This is a genomic window from Streptomyces sp. NPDC093149, from assembly GCF_044754145.1.
Classification (GTDB): domain Bacteria; phylum Actinomycetota; class Actinomycetes; order Streptomycetales; family Streptomycetaceae; genus Streptomyces.
In genome coordinates this window covers 1-24647 of sequence record NZ_JBIVON010000045.1, presented here as the reverse complement: position 1 = coordinate 24647, position 24647 = coordinate 1, and the positions used below count along the sequence as shown (strand labels likewise).

Here is a 24647-nt window from a genome sequence, read left to right as displayed (position 1 = left end):
GTCCGCATACTGGATGTATGCGGATGTTCCGACAACGCGGCGAGGTGCCGTAGCTGTCGTCGCGCGCCCGCCAGGGGTTACGGGACAGCCCTTAGACCCCGCGCGAATAGGCGGGTGTCATGGTCGGCGGTGGGGGCGTGTATCCCAGCGGTGGGTGGTCCAGGCCCGGCGGATCAGACTACGGACGGTGATGATGGCGTCGGCGAGGTCGAAGAAGGCGTCGATGACATTGATGCGCCGTTCGTAGCAGCGGGTGAGCCGGTGAAAAGCGTTCTGCCAGGCATGAGTTCGCTCGACATGCCACCGTCGGGTGGCCTGGATGGGTGCGTTGGTGCCTTTCTGGGCGATCCGGCCGCGCAGCCCTCGCTCGCCGAGCAGGGTGCGGGACTTGTCCGAATCGTATCCAGCGTCGAGGTGCACGGTGGTCTCGTCGGGCAGCGGCCCGAGCTCTTCGAGGAGGTCGAGGGTGGGGGCGAGGAGGGGTGAGTCGTGGCGGTTGGCGCCGGCCAGGACGCGGCCGAGGGGGATGCCGTGGCCGTCGGTCATGCCGGGGCGTTTCATGCCCTGCTTGCCCCGGTCGACGGGTGAACGTCCGGCCGCTTCACCCCCGCCGGGGGCCTTGGTGATGACCCCGTCGATCGCGATCTGGTCCAGGACGAGACCGACGACGCGGTCGTAGGCGTCGAGTGCGATCTGCTTCAGCCGCGCGAACAGGCCCAGGCGTATCCACTCATCGCGGCGGCCCGGATCGTGCTGGCCGAGCAGGTGGCATCCGCGATGGCCTCGTAGGAGCAGCCGAACCGCAGGACATGCAGCAGTTTGTCGAAGACGATGCGGTCTCCGATGAGGCGGCGGTGGCAGCCCAGCGGGTGGGCCGGATCGAAAACGGGCCGTGCTGGGAGCAGGGCAGCAAACTGGTCCCACAGCGGTTCGGTCAGCCACGACGGCAGTACAGGCACATTGCTCCCCGACGGTCGTACGGCGCCGCGGGTGTAGTGATCGCGGCGCTGGTGGTTCTCGGTATCCAACGGGGTGAACGGCAGCTGCGCAGGCACGGGGCGCCCTGGGGGTGTGGTGCGTGTGCTCGTCCGTTGGGCCCGCCAGCACCGTCTTGTCGTCTGATGCGACACGTGCAAGCCCGCATCCCGCCGGGCCCGCACTCCTGTCGCTGCTGCCGGCAACACGCGCTGTCCCGTTCGATCCGGTTGTACCGGATGACCACGGCCACCCCAAGCGTGCTGTACGGCACGACGGCATGGGAAGGCCCGGTCGGCGTGTGGGGTCAGCGGGGAGACATGCAGGCGAGTTCCCAGCCGAAGCCGAGCAGCAGTTCTCCGCCCGGCGCCACCGCCACCGCCAGGACAGGCTCGGGGAAGAACAGGAGGGGAGTGATCTGCTGGCCGGTGGTCAGGTCCCATACCCGCACCGTCTCGTCGACGCTTCCGGTGACAGCGACCGGTCGGTCATCCAGCACCATCGTCGCCACCGCACTCACCCTGCCGGTGTGGCCGGTCAGGGGCTCACCGATCGGCTGGCCGGTGGCCAAATCCCACACCCGCACCGTCTCATCGACGCTTCCAGTGACGGCGACAGGGCGGCCGCCCACCACCGCAACCGCCACCGCACACACCGCGCCGGTGTGGCCGGTCAGGGGCTCACCGATCGGCTGGCCGGTGGCCAAATCCCACACCCGCACCGTCTCATCGACGCTTCCGGTGACAGCGACCGGGCGGTCATCCAGAACCGTCGTCGCCACCGCCGCCACCCCGCGGGTGTGGCCGCTGAGGGCCTCGCCGATGGGCTGGCCGGTGGCCAGATCCCACACCCGCACCGTCTTATCGCGGCTGCCGGTGACGGCGACGGGCCGGCCGTCCACCACCGCAACCGCCACCGCACTCACCCCGCTGGTGTGGCCGTTCAGAGGCTCACCGACCTGCCGGCCGGTGGCCAGATCCCACACCCGTACCGTCTCGTCGACGCTTCCAGAGACGGCCACGGGCCGACCGCCCACCACGGTCGTCGCCACCGCCCACACCCAGCCGGTGTGGCCGGTCAGGGGCTCGCCAGCAGGCCGGCCGGTGGCCAGGCCCCACACCCGCACCGTCCCATCCCAGCTTCCGGTGACAGCGACCGGTCGGTCGTCCACCACCGCCGTCGCTACCGCCCACGCCCAGCCGGTGTGGCCGATCAGGGGCTCACCGACCTGCTGACCGGTGGTCAGGTCCCACACCCGTACCGTCTTGTCGCGGCTTCCGGAGACGATGGCCGGACGGCCATCCACCACCACCGTCGCCACCGCACACACTGCGTTGGTATGGGCGGTGAAGGTGTGCCGGAGTTGCCGGGTAACCATGCCGCCTGTGGCCCAGTCCACCCCCCACCGCGCCGCCGGCTCCCCCTCGACTGGCACAGCCGTGATCCGTGCCGCCAACCCGTGATCCCCGTACCGGGCCGCGTTCAACGCCAGCAACTGCCGCCGCACCCCCGCGTCAGCGTTCCCGTGCAGACGTGCTGATGCCCGGTACACCGCCGCCGCCAGCACCTCCTCCCGCCCCACCACACCGCCCAGCATCTCCAGGACCTGTACCGGGTCGGCATTCACCAGCCACCCCGGATCGACCAACCGCCCGCCCACCACGGCACCTTCACAGCCCGGGCCGATGCTCTGGAGATCATCAGACATGACCGCGATGGTAACCGCCCCCACCCCCACCCGCCCACGCCAAACAAGCACCAGGAACGAGAGCGCGTACTTCTACGCGTCCCCGGCACACCCCAGTCCGACGCCCGGACAACACACACGTGCGTGCGCGCGCAGAACCTGGCCCGATCACCGAAAACGATCACGGAGAGTAACATCCTCCAGATCGCGGCACGTCCTCAACCCATCGTTCCAACCCGCGCCTATTCGCGCGAGTTGTTAGTAGAGGACGCCTTCCTGCAGGGTGGCACCCGCGTAGGAGCTGCCGCCATCCTTTGCCTTCACGAGGACGTAGCGGAGCTTGCCTTGGTCCTTCAGCGCCTCCTCCAGGTCGTGCGCCAGCTCGCGGTCCCGCGGGGACTTCGTCGCACGCTCTTTCATCGCCTCGATGATCGTCTCCACGTACTCCCTGGTCATCTGCTGGACCATCTTGTTCTTCTGACGGCCCTTCCCCTGACGCCAGCCGAGGTCACTCGATGGCGCCTTGGCCTCGACGATGAGCAGCGTGCCGTCCTTGAGCCGGTACAGCTGGTCGAACCTATCGGCACCATTGGGGGTTTTGGGCAGGGGGATCCACTGGGCTCCCGGGAATTCCTCCGGAATGACGTGGTAGCGTGCCGCGCTCTCGCCGAGCCGCTCGGGTATGGAGCTGTTGTTGGGCGTGACGCCTAGTTCTTTCCGGTAGTGCTGCAATGCCTTGTCGCGTGTCCGCCCATTGACCACGCTCTTATTCTTCTGGAACTTCCGCTCCGCGTTGGTGAGATCCACCGACGTCTTGCGATGGTCAGCGATCTTGTTGAGCAGGCTGCTCCGTTTTCTGTCACCGACCGAGCCCGGGCCGACGGACTTCGCGGGGGACAGCTTCGCGCCGGGTGCCGAGGGCAGCTTGTCCTTGGAGATCCAGTGGTTTTCGTTGTCCTTGGCGAGTTTCGGCAGCGCGACGCCGTTCTCCGTGGTGTGTATGCTCTGTCGGCGGCCGTCGCTGATGTAGTTGTCGGAGTACCAGACCGGGTCGTTGTTGGCCTTCCAGACCATCTCGTCCTGGATGTACTTGTGGGGGTCGATGGCACTGCTCAGCAGTTCATTGCAGGTGAACACGCTGTTCGTACGCTGCGGGGTGCCGTCCGGGCCGGGCGGATAGGTGGTGAACACGGCCGCGTCGAAAGCGGGCCCGCCCGCGCCGTTGCAGTACTTGTCGAGCTTGAGCTTCTTGAGCTCCTTCGCCAGTGCGTGCCGGTCACTGCCGGCCAGGACGGTGGAGGCGTTCGGGTCGATGTCGATCCAGGCGACCTTTTCGAAGCCGGGCGGGACCACCCCGGTACCGGAGAGTTCGTTGATCGCCGCCGCGAAGGCCTTCACGACCGCGTCCGTGCCCCCGGACACGGCCTTGCGCTGGATGGTCTGTTTGCCGGTCAGGTTCTGGAGGTCGGCCTTGTACCCGTCCGTGGAACCCTCGGGTTTGTAGGTGTTGCCCCAGACGATCTTGTTCCCCGCGCTCGCCAACTCGCTCGCATACTGCAGCGTCCGCCGGTCGGAGACGGAGAGCTGGGCTGTCTTGGCTGCCAGTTCGGCAATGCCGCTCTCGCCGGAAACTCTCAGGTTGTTGCTGTTCACGGCTAGGTCGTAGAACGGCTCGAACGCTCCCTGCTGCTTCAGATTGGCCACCGTCTTGCCGACATTGCTGAGCCTGCTCTTGCGGACCTCGGGGCTGGTTCGCGAGCCGATGTCGGCCGTCATGGCGTCGAGGAGCTGCAGGACGGGCTTGCCCTTGCTGTCGTTGGCCCGCTGGTCGCCCAGTGGCTCATTGAGCTTGAAACCGCGGCCCATCAGCCTTTTGACGAGCGCCGGGTCGTCGCCCATGACGCTCGCTTCGTAGAAGACTGCGGACCAGTTCACCTGGATCGTCTGGCCGGGCGGTGCCGTATTCGTCGCCGTCGCGGTCAGCGTGCGGTTTCCGCCGGGAGGCACGGAAACAGGACTGCTCAGGGGCGTCTGTCCGGCTACGGTCACTATCACCGTGCCGTTGGCCGGAGCGGTGCCCTGGTTGGTCACGTTCACGGTGGCCGGGCAGCTAGGAGTGCTGCAGAACGATGTCGAGAGCTGTACGGCCACGGCCGTCTGGGCCGCCACACGTTGGCCCAATGGTTCGGCCTGCTCGTTCGATGCGTCGACCCGGCGTACGTTCTCCGTTGTGCTCTGCACCTGGGCCTTGTCGGGCTCGCTGACCGCAGACGACAGGGCCGGGGCGGGCGCGGGCTCACCGGCCGCCGCCGGCACGTGACCTGCGGACTGCACATGGCCCGCGGGCCGTGCGGCACCGTCCTGCGGGCCGGAGCGGAAGACGGCAGTACGCGCATCCGAGGCGTCCGGCGCAGGTTCGGGCGTGGCGGCTCCTCGAGATACAGCAGAACCTGGCAGGCCGACCGAGAGCGGCTGGTACGGAGGGGACGCACTCACCACGAAGCGCAGGGTGCCGTCGGTCAGTACCTTCGCCGGACGGCCGTTCACCGACGTGGCCCCGCTCTGGCGCCACGTGGACGGCCGCCCGGACGGGCCGTCGGTGTCCTTGTCCGAGAGGGCGTCGGCAAGCGCCGTCGGAGTCATCCGGGACAGCTCGGCCAGGCCGATCACCCCCTGCGGCGGGTCGGCCACCCAGGTGTTGGCCAGCGCTTCGGCGCTGCCCGGCTCGTGCTCGAACCACCACTGGTCGTTGCCGCGCAGAAGAGTTCGCTTGGGGCTCACAGCGAGCTCCGCGTATGCCCCCGAGTCACGGCTCAGGGTTCCGTACGCAGTGCCGTCGCGGGCGACCGTCAGACGGAAGCCGATGATCGCTCCGTTGCCGTTCACCGTGGTCCCCGCATAGGTGACCCCGCGCCAGGCACGCAGGCTCTTGGTGGCCGCCGAGGCCAGCTGCGGGGGCGTCTTCTCGCCTGGCCAGAGCACAAAGGTCATCAGACCGGCGACGAGCACCATGACCAGCGCCAGGACGCCCCAACGCCAGTACCAGCGACTGGACTTAATCAATCGGACAAGCGCTCCAGGGGCCCGGGACGCCCCACTGCCCGCCGGCGGTGGCGAGAGGTGCGGCGCCTGCGGGGGAAGTGGTGGGAACGAAGGGTACGGAGGAAGGGGTGGCTGTGGAGGTGGTTGCTCGGACGGTACTGATGCGCTGTCCGTTGCGTCCACGCCTGCCCCCAGTCCCGGGGACCGGGCGACGCCACCGCGTGGTGGCGTGATGGTTCCCGATTCCCTTTTTCCTGATTCCCGTCCCAATCCCCCGTTCAATCAAGCTTCTTCGCGCCACCTTGGCAGGTTCCCGCTGCTCCCTGAGTCCTACTGTCACTGATCACCTCACGGACCAGGCCAGAGATCGGCCCGAGGAGCGCCGACCTGGGCTGTGGTAACCAGGTGTCCGGCCGACTGCAGCGCCGCCTGGGCGTAGAGGTAGGGCGCGCGAACCGGTGGTGTACGCGCGCAACGGCTCGGCTTCGACAAGCTCACAACCGTGCAGCAGTGGATGTGCGAACAAGTCCTCGGCATCGAACCCGCCAGCAAGGACGAGAAGCCCAAGCCGCTGACCGGCCAGGCGCAGAAGTGGGTGCTGCACCTCACCGCCGCCCGACAGTTCTATAAGCGCGAAGGGCACCTACGGGTACCGCGCAAGCGCGTCGAGCGGATCGTCGGCAAGGACCAGGAGAAACGGGAACTCAAGCTCGGGGACTGGATCGGAAACCAGCGCTCCAGGGCCGCGACGCTGACGCCGGAACGGATTGAGCAGCTGTCTCAGATCGGCATGCGCTGGTCCTGACGATGGGCGGGGACGTCTTGGTGGCGGCCGTCGCGGCGCTCGTGGTGGGTTACCTGGCGGGCCGGGCGCGTCCATGGCTGCGGCTGGGCGACTGGGCTGAGGATCAGGTGCGGTTCACCGGCGCGCGGGTACGGAGCAGCGCGGTCCGTCAGGCCGTCGTCGTCCTGGTCCACGTTCTCGTCCGGCCGCGCACCAGTTGGCGCATCATGCGCACCCAGCCCCGAAGCCGCGGGGGCCAGCGCCCGTACGCGATCCGGACTGGGTCGCCAACCGCTCCCAGGGAGAGCGCGAGGAGAGGGCAGGTCTCCGACTCCCCTACCGGCATTCGGCCGGCTAGTGGCTCAGCTCGCATCATCGACTGGACAGTCGACGTGCCGCCGTGTTGTCGGCCAACCGTCTCAGCCGCTGATCCTGGGGGTGGTCGAGGGGCGTCGACCATGGCGCTTGCGTTCTTCATGACGGATTACGACAGAAGGCCACTACGCCTGGCGGGACGGCCCTCTGTTCCTTCCCCTTCCCCTTCCCCTTCCTGCTTCCTGCTTCCTGCTTTCTACGGGGGTGTCAGATGCGTGGTGATCGCTCGTGCAACCGCGTCGCGCACCTCGGCATTGGTTGGGGTGGGCAGACCGCGTTCGGCAGCGAGTTCAGCCAGGGAGGTCATACGGACGCCGGGCAGGGCGCAGGCGGTAAAGGTGGTGTAGACGCTCAGGTCGGGGGCGATACTGAGAGCGAAGCCGTGGCTGGAGACGCTCCCGCTGATGCGCATGCCGATCGAGACGATTTTGCGGTGATCGGGGGTCCACACACCGACGAGGCTCTCGGAGCCCGGCGGGGTCTCCCGGCGGATCGCTGGGAAACCGAGAGTGTCCAGTGCGTCGATCAGCGCCTGCTCGACACGGCGGATCAGACCGCGGGGACCGAGCTCGCGGACGTTGAGCACGAGGTAGCCGATGAGTTGGCCGGGACCGTGGTAGGTGGCATGTCCGCCGCGGTCGGTTTGCACCAGGGTGATCGGTGACTCAGCGTCAGGCAGTTGGTCTTTCGGTGTCCGGGCGGTGTAAGTGATCACCGCCGGGTGAGTGAGCAGGAAGAGCCGGTTGGCCGCGAGGCCCTGTTTGCGCTCCTCAACCCAGCGGACCATGTCCGCCTGAGCCGCCTCGTAGGGTACTTCTCCCAGGTCGACGCGCTCCAACCGCCGGTGTTCCGAGCGTTGTTCCTCCGCAGGCTTCGGCAGCTTCACCGCTCGCCTCCTTACTCATGGCCACAGTTCATCAGCCAGACGATATCCGGCATCGTCGGCGCCGAGGGTCGCGAAGAGGACCGAGCCGATCACCGCCACGCCCGCCGAGCCGGCGAACTGCTGAGTGGTTGCCAGCAAGGCTGAGCCGAAGCCTGCGTGTCCTCGGTCACGCGGTCTGGACGAGGATCAACAGGAGATGCTTCGTGCAGCCCATGGGGTGCCTCGTAGCCGAGCTGAGTCGTACTGAACGACTCGAACGGCGCCCTTGGTCGTCGAGCCTGGGGCGCCGTCGTCTGCGCTGGGGCGTGGCAGTTGTCGACCTCGATGAACAGCAGTGGCACCTTGTTCTGCGGGGCAGTAAGAACGATGTCGGCCTGGGCGCCGCCCTTGCCGGCGCGTTCCACGTGCCGATGGCGGGCAGCGAGACCTCGGTCCAGTACGAGGCGATGGTGCCGATCCCGGGCGGCGCGTCGGTGACGGCCTGGGCGGCGGCCCGGACTTCGGCCGGGTCGTCGGCGAGCTTGGCCATGTTCGGCTTCGGGCGCAGCATCGCGATCACGGTCTCGTTGACGGCCATCGGGTGGAAAGCCCTTCCACCGCCCGCGCCACGGGCGGTGGAGCCCCCATCTCCGTCACCGGGCGCCGCAGCTCGTAGGAGGCAGCCTCCAAGCCCTTGGCGGTCAGGTTCCGCAGCCTCTCCCCCACATCGGTGGAACCGCCGTTCTCGGCGAGGCCGTGCTTGCGCATACCGGAGAGCGCACCGGTGTGCGAGGCGGTGCGTGCCGTCTTCTGCTCGGACGGGGTCTTCTTGTCGGCGTGCCGGTAGCCCAGGTGCGGAGCGCCGATCCGCTGGATCTGATCAGCCGTGGCCACCTTCAGCACTCCGAGCACCCACAGCACATCGCCGCGGAAACTGTTCGTCGACCCCGCCGGGTTGGTCTTGCGCTTCCCTACCGTCAGCTCTGCTCCCTCGTCACTCGCGACCGGCCGCAGGCTGGCCGTCACTGCTGGCCGCGCGCGGGCGGTGCCGTAGAGCAGGGACACAATCATCAGGGCAGCAAGTCCCCACCGGCCAGCCTGAAGGCGGGCGCTGACCGGCAGCAACGACTTTACGAGCCCCACAGGTGCCGGTTGGGGGCGTCAGTAGCCGGTGCCGCGCTTGACTTGGGCCCGCTCGACGTCGGTGGTCGCACCCTTGTGGTCCAAGGTGCCACACGCGTCGGCGATGTCCTGGGTCAGGCGCTCGATCTGCTCACGGCTCAGGGTCTCCTTGACCAGGGCACGAAGGATCTTCACGCGCTCCGCGTTGGGCGGGAGCGTGTACGCCGGCACCATCCAGCCCCGCTCGGCCGAGAGCTGCCAGGCGACGTCGGACTCGTCGTAGGCGTGCTTGCCGGCGAGGCGAAAAGCGACCAGCGGCAACTGCTCGAGGTCGCTGCCGACCACTTCGAAGCGGCCGCTGCTACGTAGGTTGTCCGCCAACGCGCGGGCATTCTCCTGCATCGTCTTCATGACGTAGGTGTAGCCCTGGCGACCCAGCCTCACGAAGTTGTAGTACTGCGCGAGTACCATCGCCGCGCCGGTCGAGAAGTTCAGCGTGAACGTCGCGTCGGTCTTGCCCATGTAGTTCTCGTAGAACACGAGGTCCTTGGCCAGGTCGGACTCCTCACGGAAGACCAGCCAGCCGATGCCGGGGTAGACGAGACCGTACTTGTGTCCCGAGACGTTGATCGAGCGGACCTGCTCGAGCCGGAAGTCCCATTTCGAATCCGGGTAGAGGAAGGGCCACACGAAGCCGCCGCTGGCGCCGTCAACGTGGATCGGGATGTCGAGATCCCGCTCCTTGCGGACCTCCCGCAGGAGCTCGTCAATCCCGACGACATCGTCCTTGTGGCCGGTGAACGTGGTGCCGACGACGGCAACGACGCCGATCGTGTTCTCGTCGAGGTGGCGCTCCACGTCCTCCGGGCCGATCGTGTACTTGTCCTCGGCAAGCGGCACGATCCGCGGCTCGACGTCGAAGTAGCGGCAGAACTTCTCCCACACGACGTGGACGTCGCCGCCGAAGACCAGGTTGGGCCGGTCGACCGACAGGTTGGCCGCCTGCCGGCGCTCCCGCCACTTCCACTTCAGCGACAGCGCGCCGAGCATGACCGCCTCGGACGAGCCCTGGGTCCGACATCCGGTGGTCTTGCCCGGTGCGTGGAAGAGGTCGGCGAGCATGCGCACGCAGCGCTGCTCGATCTCGGCGGAGATGGGGTACTCCGCGTGGTCGATGAAGTTGCGGTGGAGGTTCTCGGCGATGATCCGTTGCGCCTCCGGCTCCATCCAGGTGGTGACAAACGTGGCGAGGTTGCGCTGCGGATCACCCTCCATGACGAGATCCTCATCCAGCAGCCTCATGGCGTCCGTCGCGGTCATGCCCTCCTCGGGGAAGGTCTCCGAGGGAGCGACCGCGGTCAGGAATCGGTTGCCGAACAGCGCCGCGACGTCACTCTTGGTCATGCCGACGATTCCACCACTTCCGGAGCGGAAGCCATGCTCAGGGCCTGTGGACCAGGCTCGGGATACACGCGAACGGCGTACCTTCCCGAGTGATCAACTCAAGTCGCCGAGTAGGCCCGCGTTGGCGCGTGGGCCAGGAAGGCACGCCCGTGCTCAGCGGGGTCAATGCCGGTAGCACCACGCCGAACGATTCCCTGATCGACGAGATCGCCCGCGAGAAACACCCCGCATACGGGCCAGTAGATCCCGGTCGATCGTGTCGCGCCCGGTCGGCGCCTGACCCACCAACAGCACCAGCGCCACATGGCCACTCTGGGCGTCGGCCGCTCCGGGCCAGGAGGTGTCCGGCAATCACGGCGCCGGCCTGGCCCCGGTCCATCGCGACCTCCATCTCGGCGGGCTGTCGAGCGCTCTGCGGACGACATGCTGAGGCGGTCCAAGACGGCTGCAGCAATGAACTGGGCTCGGTGGCCAGGGTGCACGGTGTGGATCTCGCTGCAGGCGGGGGGGGGCGGGAGTGGTCGTCGATGGCGGTATGGATGTAGCTGTAGCCCGCGTTCGGGCGGTTCTTGCGGCCGGCCTGCCGGCCGAGGGCCTTGTGGCCGCCGCCGTCGGGGATGTTGCCGAGATTCTTGATGTCGACATGGACGAGTTCGCCGGGCCGGTCGCGCTCGTAGCGGCGTATGACACGCCCGGTCGCCCGGTCCAGGTGCGCGAGCCGGGCCAGACGGAAGCGGGTCAGCACGCGGTGCACGGTGGAGGGCACCAGCACGAGCAGGCGAGCAATGTCCCCATCGGGGCAGGAGGCAGACCTTGATGATCCGGCGCTCGGTGCGGGTCGGTGTCCGCCGGGGACTGTGGTGCGGGCGGGAGGACAGATCCGCCATCCCGGCCTCGCCCGGGGCCCGGTAGCGGGACGCCCAGCGTTGGGCCGCGGTGGGCGAGACCTGGAAGCGTTCGGCGGCCCGGCGCAGGGGCCAGTTGTCCTCGACCACGCGGCGGGCCAGGCGCAGGCGTCCGGCCTCGGTCAGGGGTGCATTACGGTGGGGCACGAGGGTCTTTCAGTTGGTGTAGACGTCGCAATCCACACCGAACCGGAAGGTCCTCACCCGTTCAAGATCCCTCAACCGAAACCTGAAGCACCCGTCCACAACCTCCCAGCACAGAACATCTAGCTCGCCGTGAGGGCCTGAATCTTGGAGAGATCTGAGGGCACTCTTCGGTGTGTCGGGCTAGGAGCGTGAGTCAGTAACCAGCGGTCCTGATGCGCACCTCGTCTTGGTTGTGGGTGCCCATTTTCCCCTGCACCTTGGCATATACGACCGGCCTAGTCAGTCGAACAGCAGGGCGAGTCGGTGTGGGTCGTCCTCTGAGGTAAGAACCAGTACGTGTCCCCGGCCGTTCGTGACGACTTCGGAGAGGAGCGGTCGTCCCCAGTCGGCGCTCAGGGGCACTTCGCGTCCCCCGATGGTGTCGTGGTAGCGGTGTGGGGCGCCCGTCCACAGCGCCTTGGGAATGCCACCTTGCAGGGTCAGCAGGCCGTTCGCGTGCTCCGTCGTGAAGCGCAACGCATGGTGTGCGGGGCCGCGGATCTGCCAGATGGAGAAGGGCTCGCCGGGCAGAACGCCTGCCGGGGCGGCGGACTGGGCACCGGAACTGTCGAGGCGAATCATGCTGACGTGGCCGTCGCCGGCGACGGAGTACAGCAGGGCGGTGCCGTCGCGGTAGGCCTCGGCGAGCGTGAGAAACGCCTCCCTGGGGTCCCGTGTGACGGGGAGTTCTCGCTCGACGTCGAGGGTGTCAGGGGCGAGGATGCGCAGGGTCGCAGGGCCCGCCGGGTCTGCGTCCAGTGCGAGCACGGCCAGATGTGTCCCGTCGGCGCACACTACCGCGTCGTACGACTGGGGGAGGGGCAGCCGTACCGGGCGCCGGACCCGAAGCCGGGGGCCCTTGACGCCGTACTCCAGGTCGGCGGCCTGGATGCGGGAGGGCTTGCGCTGGTCGAAGACATCATCGAGGTGCCAGAACGCACGGTCACCGATCCAGCCCACGAAGTCACCAGCGAAGGCGGAGGTACGCGGGGGTCGTTCCCAATCACTCCGTCCCCGCAGCGGCAGAACCGTGTCGGGTTCTTGGTCCAAACCGTCCTCGATCAGGGACATCCGTATCCAGGGGGTGCCGTCCGGGCCGGGAAGCAGGGCCGCATTGGCACCACTCACGTCTTCCGTCAGCACCTCCTCGACGCCGTCGGGACCTACAGTCAGGTAGGAGAGGGCTCCGCCATGACCGATCCGGTGCGCGGCGACGACGACCGAGTCACCCTCTCCGCCACGGACGCTCCGGAATTTCACGTCGCGTACCGTGATCAGGCGAACGTCGGAAGCCGTGTCAGACCGCCACTCAAGCGGCGAAAGCGAAGGACTCAGTTCACGCATACGGTCATCGTAGGGAGGTACGGGGGCGGCCTCACCTCGTGGGGTCGATGATGTGCTGAAGCGCGACGTCACGTGAGTGCGGATGGGGATGGACAAGGTCAGTTCAGTGGCCGCGGTTAGGCTGGTGTTCTTGAGGTCGGTCTGAGACCCCGGTTGGGATGCCCAAGGGGGTGGCCCTGGAGCGGTCCCCGGGCGTGAGCCCCGGAGCCTCGCACCACCGCACTCCCATCCCCGCGGCTGGCGTGGTCCAAGCCCACCCCCTGCGGCCCCAGCCCGGCTGCGGCCCCGCCATCTACGGCCTGTGAGGACGACCCCCTCACGGCCTGGGGATACGGCCGGTAACGGGCAACCCGCCTGCGTTTCACCATCATTCATGCGGAATGATGCCGGTATGCGTGGTGGGGGCGGGTTGTTCGAGGTCGAGCCGGTCGAGAAGAGGCAGCCGCGGGGCCATGGGGCGGCGGTGGACAAGCGGTTTCGGGCGTTCGACCCGCACCAGGTCCTGCTGCTGCCCCCGTCGCTGGACGACTGGCTGCCCCAGGACCACCTCGCGCGGTTCGTCGCCGACCTGGCCGACGATGTCCTGGACCTGACGGCGATCCGGGCCGACTACACCGAGAAGCGCGGCCTATCCGCCCTACGATCCCCGGCTGATGGTGCGGTTGCTGGTCTACGGCTACACCACCGGGGTGCGCTCCTCGCGGGCGATCGAGCGCCGGTGCGTCGACGACATCGCGTTCCGCTACCTGGCCGCCGACCAGGCCCCAGACTTCCGGTCGATCTCGCGGTTCCGCCGCCGCCACCTCCACGCCCTCGCCGACCTGTTCACCCAGTCCCTGCACCTGGCGTCCAAGCTCGGCATGGTCAAGATGGGCCGCGTCGCACTGGACGGCACAAAACTCGAAGCGAACGCCTCCAAGCACAAGGCCATGAGCTACGGCCGCCTGATCGACAAGGAAGAACGCGTCGAGGCCGAGATCGCCGCCATCGAAGCCCGGGCCGCCGCCCTGCTGGCCGACGCCGAGGCCACCGACACCGCCGAGGACCAGACCTTCGGTGTCGACGGCAAGGACACCGACCTGCCCGCCGAGCTCGACCGCCGCGAGAAGCGCCTGGCCAAACTGCAGGCTGCCCGCGCACAGATCGAAGCCGAAGCCGCCGCCAAGGCCCGCCGCCACGCCCAAAACAAGGAACGCCGCCGCCAGGAACGCGCCGGCACCCGCGACGAGCAGGCCGTCACCGACGCCGGGCACAAGGCCGCCGCGAAGGCCCGCCCCAAGCCCAAAGCACAGGCCAACTTCACCGACCCCGACTCACGGATCATGAAGAACGGCAAAGGCGCCTACATCCAGGCCTACAACGCTCAGGCCGTCGTCGACGAGGAACACCAGGTCATCACCGCAGCCGACGTGACGACCAACGCCTCCGACGCGCTGAACTACACCACCATGCTCGACCAGTCCGCCGCCAACACCGGCGTCCACCCCAAGCAGGCCCTGGTCGACGCCGGCTACTGCTCCGAGACCAACCTTGAAGCCGCGAGGGAACGCCAACTGTCTTGCGGCACCGACACATTCATGGCCACCGGCCGACTCGCCCACGACGAGCAGGTCCCACCCGCACCACGCGGACGCATCCCGGCGAACGCCACCCTCAAGGAACGGATGGCCCGCACGCTGCGGACCAAGCGCGGACGGGCCGCCTACCGTCGCCGAAAAGCCATCGTAGAACCAGTCTTCGGACAGATCATGACCTGCCAGAACGGCCGCCAACTCCTCCTGCGCGGCGAGGACGGCGCCCGCGGCGAGTGGCGACTGCTCGCCGCCTGCCACAACCTCCGCAAGATCTTCCGACACACCGGAACCACCGGACTCGCCACCCTGGCCGGCTGACCAACCCGGCCTCCCGACCCCCTGCCAAGCCGAACACCTGACAAAGCAGGGCGCCGAGCATGGCCTCACAAGCACCCCGCGAGCCGACCGCAACCGATCCCATCGATCACAGCCAACCAGTCGCTTGCACGTTACTGACTCACGCTCCTAGCCTCGCGATCAGCGCGGTCCGTGGGTGGAGAGCCTTGCTTGGGGCGGGCAGCGAGCCGCAGGACAGGAGTGCTTGGTGGGGACGATCCTCAAGGGCATGAGCCGCGTACGGTGGCACGAGCTCACGCATGCCTACGGATCCGCACAGGACGTTCCGGGCCGACTGTCGCGGGTGGCGTGGGGCGACACCAGGACGAGCGCCGATGCGCTGAGTGATCTCGGCTTGTGGCTCGGTGAGCTGGCAGTTTTCGACGCGACCGTCGCGGCGGTTCCGTTCCTGTGGGATCTCGCCGTGACCGATTCGGTCACCAGCCGGCCCGGAGTGATCGAACTGCTACAAGCGATTCTCGACCACGGCAATCCTCCGCAGATCACCGTGGTGCACGCAGCTCACCAAGCCGTGCTCAGCGGCAGTAGCACGGTGAGCGTACTGGTCAGCGACGAGGATCCCGCGGTGCGGGCGGCGGCTCGCGACCTGACGGCAGCGATCGACAGCCACGCGTGTGAGGCCTGCCGTCCAACCTGACGGCCGTTGGCAGGCCCCGGCTCTCCTCGTGCAATGCACAACGACCTTCCCGAAGCAAGCACCCAGGCGCTACCAGAACTCGGCGACATACACTCCCCGCGAAACGACGGGAGGCACCTGCCGCGCCGGGATGTCGATGCCGACGAGAACGGGAGGCACTGGATCTCTTGCCAGCTCGGCATCGGGATGCCGTCAAAGGAAGGCTGCTGATCACGCCGCCACCCAGCGTGTCAGTGGGCTCAAGATTCGAGCACGGCGGCGATGGCCTCGATCTCGACGAGTTGGTCCTTGTAGCCGAGCACGGTGACGCCCATCAAGGTGCTTGGGACGTCATGGTCAGCGAACGAGTCCCGGACTACCTCCCAGGCAGCCACCAGGTCCTCTCGCCGGGCCGACGCGACGAGAACCCTTGTACTGATGACGTCCTGGAGCGACGCGCCTGAGGCGGCGAGGGCGGCCTTCATGTTCTCGGTGGCCTTCATGGCCTGACCCGCGTAGTCACCGATCGCTGCCGTGGAGCCGTCATCGTTCAGTGGACACGCCCCGGCGAGGAAGATCAGGCGTGACTCGGCAGGCGCCGTGGCCGCGTAGGCATACTCGGCGACATCGGACAGGGAGGCAGAGCGGATCAACGTGATGGCACGAGCCATAGCTGTCGGGTCCTTTCTCATCGGGTGTTGAGCTCGGGCATCCTGCCAACGCCCCGTCGGTTCCTGCCTTCCCATTTCTTCGCCGCCCCCCACGCACAGCGCCGTCACTTCTGCTCGACAGTCACGAGCCGAGTGATCACCAACTGACTCCGGAGCCCGTCGATAAGCGCTGTTCCTCAGAGACCGACGAAGCCACCTCGGCGATCATCTCGCTGAGTTCGGTCTTGGTGAGCTCACCAAGCCCTTACGAGGGCGTCCAGGCCATCGGCCTCGCGGGCCTGCTTCCGAAGCAGTCCGACCACACCGCACCAAACCTCCCGGGCAGCCAGGACACTTCGTCATACCCGCGGTCAGGTCATTTTCCGGATAGCGGCCAGAACAGGCACGTCTGCACCAAAGCCGACCGCGAGCCGATCATCCGAAGTCAGCGCCGCTGCGTTCACAGCAGCGGGAAGTCTCTGCACAAGGACGGGATCGATCTGCAGGCCGCCATCCAACGGCCAGGCGCACGTTGGGCGTGTCATGGGACGGCAACGCCAACACCCGTTTCCCTGACCATGCAATCGTGGAAAAAGAGCTCTTCCGGTAAACCAGGGCCGTTGCGAAGTCCCGTGATCTTGTGTGAGTGCTGGCTGTCAGGTGTGTTGATGGCGTGGGCAGCGTTTCGTACGCAGCGGAGCTCCGTCGGAGCAAGTGACTTCCCAAGTGACTTGCGCCCGACGGAGCTTCGATGTGTCGTGAGTCTGTCACGCCCTGCCTGATCAGGTCGCCCGCCCTGACGGGCCTGGTCTTGCTGCCGGTGAGAAGCCATCCGCTTACCGATTAACCTGCGCGGGTCAACGGCGGTCGCCGTGGTCTTCTTCGCCACCGCCTTCTTCGCACCCGGGCGCCGCGACGACGGGGCGGGCCTGGCGGTGCTGCTCGCCGCCGCCTTCGTGCGGGACGACGGTACGACGGCGGGCGCGTGTGCGGGTGGTATCTGCTGGTTGCCTGCCGCCGGGGGTCTGCAGCCCTCCGGCAGTGTGAGCTGTCGGTCAGCTCAGCCGTGCGTCGGCGTAGGCGGCCATCGCGTCGCGCTGGTAGATGGCCAGTCCGTCGGCGATCCTGTCGAAGTTCGTACGGAACTGAGGGTCGTCGACGTAGGTCTGCCCCAGCCCCTTGTACGCGGCCGCGCACGGGGTCCAGAACCGGCACACGTCCTGGTAGTGGGTTTCCACCTCGGCCTGCACCGCAGGATCGGCGACGAGTGTGCCGGCCACCATGAACTCCGCCATGCGGATCATCTGCGCCGTCACCTCACGCTGCCACTGCTCCATACCCTGGACGGTCATGCCCGCGATGGCTCGCTGGGACTGCTCCCACTGCTCCGGCCACCGCTCGCGTGCCTCCGCCTCGTGACGGCTGGGCTCCAAGCCCTCGAACAGGTTCTCTGGTCTGTTGATCTTTGCCATGTCGCTGTTGTCCTTGCCTTCCTCCAGTTCGGCGATGGTGCGGCCGACCGTGCGGGCGAGCGTTTCCAGCCGGTCGCGTTCCGCGAGCAGTCGTCGGTGGTGCTCGCGGAGCGCGGCCAGCTGATCCACCTGGCTGTCCAGGACCGCCTGGATCTCCCGCAGCCCCAGGTCCAGCTCCCGCATCAACAGGATCTGCTGCAACCGCAGCAGATCGGCCTCCTCGTAGTAGCGGTGCCCGTTGCTCCCGATCCACGCCGGCGGCAGCAGGCCGATCTCGTCGTAATGCCGCAGCGTCCGGGACGTCACTCCCGACATCCGTGCCACATCAGCGATCGACCAGGCCATCGTTCAACCTCTCATCGCCGGGCCGGTCTCTCCGGCCACACCGAAGACGGTAGAAGTTGACGTAGCGGCAACCGCAAGCCGGAACCTGACTGGGAACAGGTTCTCAGTCCATCGACCATGACTGTTTCATAGGTGGTCTTTCCTGATCAGAGGCAGAAGGCCGGGCGCCCAGCGGCTGCGGCTGTCAGCCGTTCAGGCCGCGGGGGCTGCGGATACCGGCCAGGACGGTGAGTAGCCCCGCGAGCGAGAGACCAGCGGCGGTGAGGAAGGCTGTCCGGTAACCGGCCAGCACGTCACCCCCGGCCGTAGCGGCGACGGCGGACAGGACCGCGAGGCCGAGTCCGCCCCCGATCTGGAGTGCAGTGTTGAACATGGCACCGGCCAGTGCCTGCTCTTGGGTTCCCGCACCGGACAGTGCGGTGATGTTCGCCGACACGAAGGTCTGCGAGAGACCGATGATGAGGATGACCAGGAGCGGCAGGATGACAGCCCAGTAGTTCGCTACGGGGCCGACCAGGGAGAACAGGGCGAGGCCGATCGTGTAGCAGGTCAGACCGAACAGCATGAGCCGACGTGCACCCGCCCGCGGAACCAGGCGTCCTGCGACCAGGGGCAGGAGCGTCCCGCCGATGGCCAGCGGTAGGAAGGCCACGCCCGTGGTGAGCGGACTGAACCCGAGGATGTTCTGCAGCAGGAGTGCGGCGAAGTAGTTCACCCCGACCCATCCCGCGTACATGAACACGGCGACCGCCAGGACTGCGGCGAGGTTCGGCCGCTTACACACCGCCGGAGGGACCAGCGGTTGGGTCGCCCGGCGCTGCCAGACCACGAAGCCGGCCAGGAAGGCCACTGCGACGGCTGCGACCACCCATCCGGGGCCATCGGCCACGTTCTTACCGAGGAGAGCCCCAGCAGACCGGCGGTCACCAGTGTTGCACCGGGAAGATCGAGGCGTCCGTGGGCGCGGTCCTGAGGGGCGTCCGCGGGGATCAGTGCGAGCACACCCGCGATGAGCGCGGCCACCCCCAGGACGTTCATGGCGAACATCGCCCGCCACCCGATCGACCCCGCCAGCGCGCCACCGACGACCAGCCCGAACGCGAGCCCCACGCCGCCCGTGGCACCGAACCCTCCCAGTGCCCGCGACCGCCCTGGTTCCTCACGCCACAGAGCACCTATCAGCCCGAGCGCGGCCGAGACTGTCACCGCCGCACCAGCCCCCTGGACCGCCCGGGCCGCTACGGCGAGCGGCAGCGAGTGGGAGGCCCACACCACCGCGGAGGCGGCGGCGAACAGCACCATCCCGCACAGCAGCGCCCGGCGTCGCCCGTACAAGTCAGCAGCTCGCCCGGCCACCATCAGGAAACCAGCGAACATCAGGGAGTAGGCCGACACCACCCAGGAGAGCTGCTCGGGGGAGGCGTTCCAGTCCCGCGCCATCTCGGGCAATGCCATGCCAGCCACCGCCACACCGTCCGCTCCGACACACCCGCCGGCTCCGCCGCGATCCGCACGTGCAGCCGCGACAGCGTCCCCTCCCCCATCCACCACAAGAAGCCGCCGCACCACCACACCCCGCGCCAACAGCGCACCCCCAGCCGATCCCGCCCCGGCCCTACCCGCCGAAACCCCCTGAACCGTCATACGGCCCAGCCCACCCGACCCTGTCAGCCCTTCACACAGGAACAGCGAAACCCATGACAGCCAGCAACCAACCTGCCAGCCACACCACAACAACCGCTCAGTCACTCCATGGCAGCAACCACAGCCCTGCCCTCACACCCGCTACCAGGACATCCGCACCACGATCCCACTGACGCCCACCCCTGAAAAAGATCGTCGCCCGTGGGAATCCCCTGCCGTCGAGGGCGGTTGAAGCCGATGGCCCACGAACAGCCGTCCGGTTCGGTGTGGGCTCATGACAGCTGCGGGAGGGCATACATGAAGGTCGGCGACATCGAGGTTCTGGCGATCACGGACGGGGTGGGCACCGAGATCGCCGCGGAGATCCTCACGCGCCCCGGCGTGGACGACCCGTGGGCCTGCCACGAGCACCACCGGGAAGCGGACGGGAGCCTCGGCCTGCCCCTGGGCGGCTTTCTCGTGCGCAGCGGGGAGCGGACCGTCCTGGTCGACGCCGGGGTCGGGCCGTTCGACGACGGCAAGTACCGTGGGGGCCGGTTGCTCGACTCGCTCGCCGCCCACGGTGTCACTCCCGACGACGTGACCGATGTGGTCTTCACCCACCTGCACTTCGATCACATCGGCTGGGCCACCGTCGATGGCCGGCCTGTCTTCCCCCGCGCCACCTACCGCGCCCACCGCGCCGATTGGCGGTACTTCGTGACGGGCGACGCCGCCCGGCCGGAAGCCGTTGACAAGCTCACCCCGCTCGGGGACCAACTGGAGCTGTTCGACTCCGATTTCACCCTCGCTCCCGGTATCGACGCCCTCCACCTGCCCGGCCACACCCCCGGCACGACCGTGTACGTGGTCTCCTCCGGCGGGCGTCGCGCGCTGCTGCTGGGGGACGTGGCCCACTCGGTCGTCCAGTTCGGCGAGCGCGACTGGCAGGTGATCTGGGACGTCGACCCCGCCGCCGCCTCCGCCGTGCGCAACCGTATCGCCGACGAGTCCGCCGACACCGACGACCTGCTGGTCGCCGCCCACTTCCCCGGTATGCGCTTCGGCCGCATCCTCGCTGCGGACGGCAACCGGCGTTTCGTCGCCGTCTAGTACCTCGCCAGAACTAGCGGGCCCGGCCCTGATGCGGAACCAAGGACGGCACCCTGCGGACCGGCACCGCAGTGGCAGAACTGACCGGCTTGGTGGACCTGGCCAACCCGGACGGCACCCGGACCATCGTCCGGCGCGGGCGCCCGCACCCCGACGCCCAGCTGCCCTTGTCCGATCTGGGCGAGGGCATGCGCCACCAGGTCTTCCTCACGACACCCCGGTCGGCGAAGGGCCCCTGCAGCATCTGGAGGTCCGCCACCGTGCGCACGCCCGTGTCGAGGACCGCATTCGCCGCGGCAAGGCCACCGGTTTCGGTCGCTTCCCTCCCGCCACTTCACCATCCACACCGCCTGGCTGGAAACTGGCCCTGACCGCCGTCGACCTACTCGTCTGGGCCCAAACTCTGCTGCTGGGTGGCGAATCGGCCTGCGTCGAGCCGAAGAAGCTCCGCTACCGCACGCAGCCGCCCGCATCACCCGCGGGGGCCGCCGCCTCCACCTGCGGATCTCAGCCACCTGGCCGTGGCGAGACGAGCTCGTCAGCACGTTCGCCCGCCTCGCCGTCCTGCCACGGCCGGCCGGGGCCGAATGCGGAGCCCGCGGTGCCGTGCAGCACGTCGGCGAGGCGCGGACCGCCTGCAACCACCACCGTGCCGACCGGGATGCCTGCGAACAGCACGCCGATTGCCGGCCCCTCGCCGCAGGTGGCGTACGTCTGGTCGGCCAGCTGTGGGAACAGGGCGCGGGGCATACCGGCGACCATCGCGATGATGACCGGGAACGACTGCCCTTACGTATCCGCGTGGATCGTGTCCGGCCTCGACGACCTCCAGGAATTCCTCGACCCCGAGGCAACGGAGAGGCCTTCGAGCCCGAGGAACAACTGGTCGGCCTCTGGGGCCCGGTGTGGTTGCGACCGAGTGATCAAAGGACGCGAGCCAGTGCGTCCGGCCCCACGAAGTGCAATGGTGGCTCGCCGCGCAGGAACCGCAGCACCTCCTCCACGGCACTTGCGCCGAGCCGCTGACGGCACTCGGCGGTGCCCGCGGCCTGATGAGGAGTCAGCAGAACGTTCGGCAGTTTCCGGAACAGGTGGCGGACCGGCAGTGGTTCGGTGTCGAAGACGTCGATCGCAGCGTCCAGCCGGCCCGTCGACACCTGTGCCAGAAGCGCGTCCTCGTCGACGAGCCAGGAGCGGGCGGTGTTGACCAGACCGGCGCCGTCGGGCATCAGCGCCAGTTCGCGCGCGCCCAGCATGCGCCGGGTCTCGGCGGTGGCAGGGGCGTGCACGGCGACGATCCGGCTGCCACGGAGCAGTTCGTCCAGCGGCACCACCCGTACCGCGAGCCGCTGTGCGTCCTCGGCCGTCAGATACGGGTCGGTGACCGCGACCTGTGCCCCCAGTGCCCTCGCCAGCTCGATGTACGCACGACCGGTGCGGGACGCTCCGATGACGCCGATCGCACAGCCCTGGATCTCGTGCCGCGGCGGGGCCTGGCCGGCCTCGTCCCAGTCGGCTCCGCCGCGCAGCGCGTGGTCGAAGCGGTGGATGCGGTGCAGCAGGGCGAGGGTGAACGCCAGGGCCACCTCGGCGACCGGGCGTGCCATCGCGTCACCGGCCTGGGTGACGAGGATCCCACGCCGGAAGACTTCCTCGGTGACGTACGGGGCGACCGCCGATCCGGTGTGGGCGACGATCGCCAGTCGGTCAGCGACGTCGAGGAGTTCCTCGCTGAGGCGGGGCGTGCCCCAAGCGGTGATCAGGGCACGGGCACCGGGCAGCGTCGCACCGAGTGCGTCCCGGTCGGTGTGCTCGTCGAGGACGGCCGGCTGCGCCGCGGCGCAGAGGCTCTGCCACACCGCGGGGGTGAAGAACTGCTCACGAAGGTGCGGGGGTACGGCGACGACGACCCGCGGCAGGCGGGCCGCCCCCGGGTCAGGAGAGCCAGTCATCGACGTGCTCCGCGACGAAGTCGTCGTCGGTGAGCCAGGGGTAGGCCGTGGCGACCCGGGTGATCTCTTCGGCCTGGCCGGGAGACAAGGCCTCCTTCGGATCGAGACACCAGATGCCCTCCAACAGACCCTGGCGGCGCAGCACTTCATGGACACCCGCGATACAGCCGCGGAATCCGCCGCGCACGTCGAACACAGCGCTGTTGGCGTCGGTGAGTTCCGGACGGTGGGCGAGGCAGTCGACCATGGCGTCGTGGTCACCGGCGCGTGCCCGCCGGACCTGATCGAGGAGGGTGACGGCGGAGCCGGTCCAAACGGCCCACTGGCCGAGCAGCCCGCCGGCGAACCACCGCCGAGTGCCGTTGGTCTCGTACGGGGTGAGCAGGTCGCCGATGATGTCGTCGTCGTTGCCGGTGTACAGGGCGACCTCGTCAGAGCGATCGGCGGCCGCCACGGCCCGTACGACATCGGCGGTGCGGTAGCGGTCGAAGGGCGCGATCTTGATGGCCGCGGTGTTCGGCAGGTCTGTGAATGAGCTCCAGAACGTCGGCGAGAGATAGCGGCCGCCGACGGCCTCCTGGGGGTAGAAGCCGATCACCGGCAGCACCTCGCCGACGGCGCGGGCCCGGTCCAGCAGCCCCTTCTCGTCGGCGCCGGGCACTGCGGGGCTCAACAGCACGGCGTCGTAGCCGAGGGAGGCTGCGAGCTCGGCTTCGGAGACGGCCTGCGCGGTGTGGCCGCAGGCCCCGGCGACGGTGACGACGGGGCGGCCGGCCTCGTTCCGCACGGTCTCGGCGGCGAGTTCGAGGACCGGTGCCAGCAGGCCGATGCCCGGTTCGCGGATCTCGAACTGGGTGGTGTGGACGGCGACGGCGAGGCCGCCCGCGCCGGAGGCCAGGTAGTAGCGGGTCAGTGCGCGTTGCCGGCGTTCGTCGAGCTTGCGGTCGGCGCCGAGGGCGAGTGGATGAGCGGGGATGACGGTTCCCTCGGCGAACACGTCCGTCAAAGTGCGTGCCGGGGCTGCCGCGGCCGCCGAGGAGGGTACGGGTTCGGGAGTGGTCGCGGCTACGGGACCGGGTGCAGGCGCGGTCGCGGCTGGGGGCGTACGGGACACGGGGATCAGAACCTTCCGTCGCGGACCTGGAACTTGGTGGGCTTGCCGGACAGTGGCAGCCCGCGGTGCAGCCAGTCCGCCTGCCAGCGGACCAGGGTCCGCAGGGACACGTCCGGATAGCCGAACAGGGCGTGGCAGGCGCTCGCGTCGGACAGCAGCGCGGTCGGAGCCTCCTCGCCGGCGATCACGGGATCCTTGCCGAACTCCTCACCGAACCAGTGCGCGAGCCGCCGTACGGACGCGGTCTCGGGCCCGGTGAGGTTGAGGGTGAAGGGCTCCGGAGCGGAGGTGTGCAGCAGGGATCGCAGCGCGACCTCGTTGGCGTACCCCTGCCACACGACGTTGGCGTGGCCGGTGGTGACGTCGACCGGCTCGCCCGCCCGGACGGCGGAGGCGATGTCGGCGAGGACGCCGTAGCGCAGGTCGACCGCGTAGTTGAGACGGATGTTGGCGACCCTGGTGCCCCGGGTCAGTGCCGCGTGGCCGAACATCCGCTCGCGGCCCAGGCACGACATGGCGTACTCGCCGACCGGCCCGACCGGGTCGTCCTCGGTGCAGCCGCCGGAGGACACCGGCACCTGTGGATAGACGTTGCCGGTGGAGAACGCGGCGATCCGCGAATCCGGCCAGCGGCGCGCCACCCGGTCCGGCATCGCGGCGTTCACCGCCCAGGCGTGCGAGGGGGCGTCCGCCGAGCCGAACTTGGCGCCGACCATGAAGACGACGTTCTCCGCGTCGGGCAGCTCCTTGAGGTCGGCGGCCGGATCCATGAGGTCGAAGGGCACGGTACGGACCCCGGCGTCCTCCAGCTGTTGTGCCGCGGCCGGGTCGGACCAGCGGGAGACGGCGTACACGGTCACATCGCTGCGGCCCGCGGCGTCCAGCGCGCGGCGGGCCAGCTTGCACAGGCCGGGGCCCATCTTGCCGCCGGCACCGAGCACGAGCACGTCGCCGTCGAGGCGGGCGAGGTCCCGGACGAGGGCGGTCTGGGGGGTACTGAGACGCTCTTCGAGCGCCGCTTCATCGGTGAACATAATTGCGTGGGTCATCCCTTGATTCCGGACGCGGTGACGCCCTCGGTGAAGTAGCGCTGGCCCACCATGTACGCGGCGAAGATGGGCACGAACGCGATGACGGAGCCG

17 protein-coding genes and 6 pseudogenes are annotated in these 24647 nt (G+C 68.5%); 4 read left to right on the top strand and 19 right to left on the bottom strand.

From position 1 onward, the window contains the following. Window positions 1–117: 117 nt before the first annotated feature. From ACIQCZ_RS41525 to ACIQCZ_RS41515, 3 genes and pseudogenes are all read right to left on the bottom strand, one after another. A pseudogene (locus ACIQCZ_RS41525) lies at window positions 118–959 on the bottom strand (IS5 family transposase). 323 nt (window positions 960–1282) lie between these two features. Continuing rightward, window positions 1283–2683, bottom strand: a complete 1401-nt coding sequence (locus tag ACIQCZ_RS41520) for a WD40 repeat domain-containing protein (protein ID WP_402291276.1) — start codon at window positions 2681–2683, stop codon at window positions 1283–1285. A gap of 237 nt (window positions 2684–2920) precedes the next feature. Continuing rightward, a complete protein-coding gene (locus tag ACIQCZ_RS41515) occupies window positions 2921–5725 on the bottom strand; it encodes a hypothetical protein (RefSeq protein WP_402291274.1) in 2805 nt (934 codons plus the stop codon). Window positions 5726–6206: 481 nt separating this feature from the next. Between ACIQCZ_RS41515 and ACIQCZ_RS41510 the strand changes: the two genes are divergently transcribed. Beyond that, window positions 6207–6509: a helicase associated domain-containing protein gene (locus ACIQCZ_RS41510; protein ID WP_402291273.1), complete on the top strand. Its 303-nt coding sequence runs from the start codon at window positions 6207–6209 to the stop codon at window positions 6507–6509. Between the two features lie 550 nt (window positions 6510–7059). On the opposite strand, the gene lipB is transcribed toward ACIQCZ_RS41510, so the two are convergent. The 7 genes and pseudogenes from lipB to ACIQCZ_RS41475 all read right to left on the bottom strand — a co-directional run bounded on the left by lipB (window position 7060) and on the right by ACIQCZ_RS41475 (window position 12605). After that, on the bottom strand, window positions 7060–7749 hold the full coding sequence (lipB, locus tag ACIQCZ_RS41505) for a lipoyl(octanoyl) transferase LipB (RefSeq protein WP_402291271.1): 690 nt from the start codon (window positions 7747–7749) through the stop codon (window positions 7060–7062). Window positions 7750–7764: 15 nt separating this feature from the next. Further along, window positions 7765–7887, bottom strand: a complete 123-nt coding sequence (locus tag ACIQCZ_RS41500; RefSeq protein ID WP_402291270.1) for a hypothetical protein — start codon at window positions 7885–7887, stop codon at window positions 7765–7767. A 28-nt stretch (window positions 7888–7915) separates the two neighbouring features. Beyond that, a complete protein-coding gene (locus ACIQCZ_RS41495) occupies window positions 7916–8326 on the bottom strand; it encodes a hypothetical protein (protein WP_402291268.1) in 411 nt (136 codons plus the stop codon). Continuing rightward, window positions 8305–8799, bottom strand: a complete 495-nt coding sequence (locus ACIQCZ_RS41490) for a hypothetical protein (protein ID WP_402291266.1) — start codon at window positions 8797–8799, stop codon at window positions 8305–8307. Before ACIQCZ_RS41490 ends, ACIQCZ_RS41495 begins: the two co-directional genes overlap by 22 nt. 90 nt (window positions 8800–8889) lie before the next feature. Further along, on the bottom strand, window positions 8890–10254 hold the full coding sequence (locus ACIQCZ_RS41485; RefSeq protein WP_402291264.1) for a glutamate decarboxylase: 1365 nt from the start codon (window positions 10252–10254) through the stop codon (window positions 8890–8892). 511 nt (window positions 10255–10765) lie between these two features. Beyond that, window positions 10766–11306 (bottom strand): annotated as a pseudogene (locus ACIQCZ_RS41480) (leucine zipper domain-containing protein); the annotation flags it as partial. A 279-nt stretch (window positions 11307–11585) separates the two neighbouring features. Continuing rightward, the gene (locus ACIQCZ_RS41475) at window positions 11586–12605 is read right to left on the bottom strand and encodes a hypothetical protein (RefSeq protein WP_402291262.1); all 1020 of its coding nucleotides are present in this window, start codon (window positions 12603–12605) and stop codon (window positions 11586–11588) included. Window positions 12606–13098: 493 nt separating this feature from the next. On the opposite strand from ACIQCZ_RS41475, the pseudogene ACIQCZ_RS41470 reads away from it, so the two are divergent. Next, window positions 13099–14581: pseudogene (locus tag ACIQCZ_RS41470) on the top strand (IS1182 family transposase). A gap of 247 nt (window positions 14582–14828) precedes the next feature. Beyond that, complete coding sequence (locus ACIQCZ_RS41465) at window positions 14829–15257, top strand: hypothetical protein (RefSeq protein WP_402291260.1); 429 nt, start codon at window positions 14829–14831, stop codon at window positions 15255–15257. Window positions 15258–15496: 239 nt separating this feature from the next. Here the strand turns inward: ACIQCZ_RS41465 and ACIQCZ_RS41460 are convergent, their stop codons facing one another. The 4 genes and pseudogenes from ACIQCZ_RS41460 to ACIQCZ_RS41445 form a co-directional block, all read right to left on the bottom strand. Further along, the gene (locus ACIQCZ_RS41460) at window positions 15497–15907 is read right to left on the bottom strand and encodes a RidA family protein (RefSeq protein WP_402291259.1); all 411 of its coding nucleotides are present in this window, start codon (window positions 15905–15907) and stop codon (window positions 15497–15499) included. Between the two features lie 1034 nt (window positions 15908–16941). Further along, on the bottom strand, window positions 16942–17703 hold the full coding sequence (locus tag ACIQCZ_RS41455; RefSeq protein WP_402291257.1) for a MerR family transcriptional regulator: 762 nt from the start codon (window positions 17701–17703) through the stop codon (window positions 16942–16944). Window positions 17704–17887: 184 nt separating this feature from the next. Beyond that, window positions 17888–18760 carry an MFS transporter gene (locus ACIQCZ_RS41450; protein ID WP_402291256.1) on the bottom strand — a complete coding sequence of 291 codons (873 nt, stop codon included), beginning with the start codon at window positions 18758–18760 and terminating at the stop codon, window positions 17888–17890. 44 nt (window positions 18761–18804) lie between these two features. Then, window positions 18805–19347, bottom strand: a pseudogene (locus ACIQCZ_RS41445) (MFS transporter); the annotation flags it as partial. 297 nt (window positions 19348–19644) lie between these two features. Between ACIQCZ_RS41445 and ACIQCZ_RS41440 the strand changes: the two are divergent. Further along, window positions 19645–20439, top strand: coding sequence for an MBL fold metallo-hydrolase (locus ACIQCZ_RS41440; RefSeq protein ID WP_402291254.1), 795 nt, complete (start codon window positions 19645–19647; stop codon window positions 20437–20439). 579 nt (window positions 20440–21018) lie between these two features. On the opposite strand, the pseudogene ACIQCZ_RS41435 reads toward ACIQCZ_RS41440, so the two are convergent. The 5 genes and pseudogenes from ACIQCZ_RS41435 to ACIQCZ_RS41415 all read right to left on the bottom strand — a co-directional run. Further along, window positions 21019–21210 (bottom strand): annotated as a pseudogene (locus ACIQCZ_RS41435) (hypothetical protein); the annotation flags it as partial. Between the two features lie 152 nt (window positions 21211–21362). Then, window positions 21363–22391 (bottom strand): hydroxyacid dehydrogenase, encoded by a 1029-nt coding sequence (locus tag ACIQCZ_RS41430; protein WP_402291252.1) that lies wholly within the window; start codon window positions 22389–22391, stop codon window positions 21363–21365. After that, complete coding sequence (locus tag ACIQCZ_RS41425) at window positions 22375–23388, bottom strand: dihydrodipicolinate synthase family protein (protein ID WP_402291250.1); 1014 nt, start codon at window positions 23386–23388, stop codon at window positions 22375–22377. Before ACIQCZ_RS41425 ends, ACIQCZ_RS41430 begins: the two co-directional genes overlap by 17 nt. A gap of 122 nt (window positions 23389–23510) precedes the next feature. After that, window positions 23511–24539 carry an NAD-dependent epimerase/dehydratase family protein gene (locus ACIQCZ_RS41420; protein WP_402291277.1) on the bottom strand — a complete coding sequence of 343 codons (1029 nt, stop codon included), beginning with the start codon at window positions 24537–24539 and terminating at the stop codon, window positions 23511–23513. 11 nt (window positions 24540–24550) lie between these two features. Continuing rightward, window positions 24551–24647 (bottom strand): annotated as a pseudogene (locus ACIQCZ_RS41415) (carbohydrate ABC transporter permease); the annotation flags it as partial.

Coding starts and splice junctions, on each gene's coding strand:
- ACIQCZ_RS41520 (WP_402291276.1), bottom strand. CDS start 2,683: ATGTCTGATGATCTCCAGAGCATCGGCCCGGGCTGTGAAGGTGCCGTG.
- ACIQCZ_RS41495 (WP_402291268.1), bottom strand. CDS start 8,326: ATGGCCGTCAACGAGACCGTGATCGCGATGCTGCGCCCGAAGCCGAAC.
- ACIQCZ_RS41490 (WP_402291266.1), bottom strand. CDS start 8,799: ATGATTGTGTCCCTGCTCTACGGCACCGCCCGCGCGCGGCCAGCAGTG.
- ACIQCZ_RS41485 (WP_402291264.1), bottom strand. CDS start 10,254: ATGACCAAGAGTGACGTCGCGGCGCTGTTCGGCAACCGATTCCTGACC.
- ACIQCZ_RS41465 (WP_402291260.1), top strand. CDS start 14,829: ATGAGCCGCGTACGGTGGCACGAGCTCACGCATGCCTACGGATCCGCA.
- ACIQCZ_RS41460 (WP_402291259.1), bottom strand. CDS start 15,907: ATGGCTCGTGCCATCACGTTGATCCGCTCTGCCTCCCTGTCCGATGTC.
- ACIQCZ_RS41455 (WP_402291257.1), bottom strand. CDS start 17,703: ATGGCCTGGTCGATCGCTGATGTGGCACGGATGTCGGGAGTGACGTCC.
- ACIQCZ_RS41440 (WP_402291254.1), top strand. CDS start 19,645: ATGAAGGTCGGCGACATCGAGGTTCTGGCGATCACGGACGGGGTGGGC.
- ACIQCZ_RS41430 (WP_402291252.1), bottom strand. CDS start 22,391: ATGACTGGCTCTCCTGACCCGGGGGCGGCCCGCCTGCCGCGGGTCGTC.
- ACIQCZ_RS41420 (WP_402291277.1), bottom strand. CDS start 24,539: ATGTTCACCGATGAAGCGGCGCTCGAAGAGCGTCTCAGTACCCCCCAG.